The organism is Peribacillus sp., from assembly GCF_059453735.1.
In genome coordinates this window covers 1-1,954 of the sequence record NZ_JAZVJO010000484.1, presented here as the reverse complement: position 1 = coordinate 1,954, position 1,954 = coordinate 1, and the positions used below count along the sequence as shown (strand labels likewise).

General features: G+C 39.3%; 3 protein-coding genes. All 3 read right to left on the bottom strand.

Annotated elements, in window-relative coordinates; translation table 11 throughout:
• The coding region (locus tag AC52RT_RS15910; RefSeq protein WP_495541647.1) for an AMP-binding protein at nucleotides 1-797 on the bottom strand (797 nt) is incomplete at its 3' end.
• Between the two features lie 328 nt (nucleotides 798-1,125).
• Nucleotides 1,126-1,533: a DUF350 domain-containing protein gene (locus AC52RT_RS15905; protein ID WP_340846752.1), complete on the bottom strand. Its 408-nt coding sequence runs from the start codon at nucleotides 1,531-1,533 to the stop codon at nucleotides 1,126-1,128.
• A 24-nt stretch (nucleotides 1,534-1,557) separates the two neighbouring features.
• Nucleotides 1,558-1,954: Smr/MutS family protein (locus tag AC52RT_RS15900; RefSeq protein ID WP_495541646.1), on the bottom strand; the 397-nt coding region annotated here is incomplete at its 5' end.

The following is a 1,954-nucleotide window of genomic DNA, read 5'->3' as shown; positions in this document are numbered from 1 at the left end:
GTGGTCATTCCGTAAACATGGAAGAAAGGCAGCAAAGCCATTACCCGTTCTTGACCTGGCTTTGTTTGATAAAGCCAAGCTTCACACATTTTAGCATTAGCAAGTAAGTTCTTATGGGTGAGCATGACGCCCTTCGGATGTCCCGTAGTGCCCCCAGTATATTGAATCAGTGCAAGGTCTTCATTGATGTTTACTGGTATGTTCATTTCTTCAGGGACCGGGTTTTTCATAATCTCTGTATACAAATGATGATTCCCTTCATGGGCAACCTTAACGACCATTCCATATTCCTTTTTCTGAATAAAAGGGTACACAAGATTCTTAGGGAATGGCAGGGCATCTTTGATAGCGGTTACAATTATGTGCTTAATTTCTGTCCTTGGGGTAATAGCCGTAACACGTGGAAATAAAATATCCATTGTAATAATAATTTTTGTTCCTGAATCCTTCATTTGGTATTCCAGCTCACGCTCTGTGTACAACGGATTCGTTGGAACCACGGTACCTCCGGCCATTAATATCCCGAAATAGCTGACCACACATTGGGGCGTATTGGGAAGCAGAATAGCTACTCGATCCCCTTTTTCAAGGCCGATTTGTTTTAAATAGGCAGCAAACTTCAGTGAAGATTCATAGATTTCCTTAAACGTCATTTCTTTTCCCATAAAATGTGTGGAAACTTTATTAGGAAATTTAAGTGCGATTTCTTTTAAAAATGATTGCAAAGGTTTATCTTCATATTCCAATACAGCTGGTATATCGGCTGGATACATATCCAACCATGGCTTTTTACCCATCAGACCCCTCCTTGACAGTTATTATTAAAAATTCAAACTATTCCCTTTTATTATAGTATAACGAAGACCTAGTGACAATTACATCTCATCCAAAGGAATACAAAAATTAAGGAAAAAGACTCATGAAGCTATACGAGTAGGCGAGAAAAACTTTTTTTCAAATTTAAAAGGATTGAGCCCGGGACAATCCCGAACTCAATCCTTGAAAGAAGATTTGGTTCACTTAGGCAATGAACCCCATATATATGATTCCGAGTATGAAGAATACCCCACAGATAACTAGAAGGATTTTTGCAAGCCGTTCCACTTCTTTTCCCCCTTACTAAGCTTACGATATTCCGGCACCGATGACATAGGATAAACCAATTGAAATAATCATCGCAATTAACCCAACTGCTCGATTATCAGCTTGAATTTCATCGTCTATTTTAAATGCAGGCGTTAAAAACTCAAAGATAAAGTAACCAATGAGAAGCAGAGCAAATCCATAGACACCCCAGCCAATCATGGTCAGCAGTGAATCATTGTGAAGAATCGATTGGTGAAAAATATTAGAAATTCCAAAAATCTTACCGCCAGTTGCCATAGCTACGGAAAGATTCCCGTTCTTTATCTCTTGCCAATTTTTATATTTTGTCACCAATTCAAAAATGGCTAAAAAGACCACGATACATAAAATCACAACACTATAATAGGCAGCGATGAACACATATTCATTTCCCCAGATTTTCTCCATGCGGTTCCCCCGAATTTATGAAGATTATTTAAATTCTACGATTGTAACACCCGTGCCGCCTTCTCCAGCTTCACCAAACCGGGCTCGTTTTACAGAACGGTGGTTTTTCAAGTATTCCTGTACACCTTGACGGAGTGCACCGGTTCCTTTTCCATGGATAATTGAAACCCTTGGATAGCTTGCCAACAATGCATCATCAATATATTTTTCCACACGTGATATGGCACTTTCAAAGCGCTCGCCTCGTAAATCAAGTTCAAGGCTGACATGATAGTCTCTGCCTTTAATTGTCGCCATCGGCTTAGGTTCTTTTTGTTTTTGTGTCTGAGTAAACTGGAGATCTGTTTCAGCTACCTTCATTTTCATGATGCCGATTTGAACTTGCCACTCATTTGACGAAACCTTTTCAATTAGATGACCT

Coding starts and splice junctions, on each gene's coding strand:
- AC52RT_RS15905 (WP_340846752.1), bottom strand. CDS start 1,533: ATGGAGAAAATCTGGGGAAATGAATATGTGTTCATCGCTGCCTATTAT.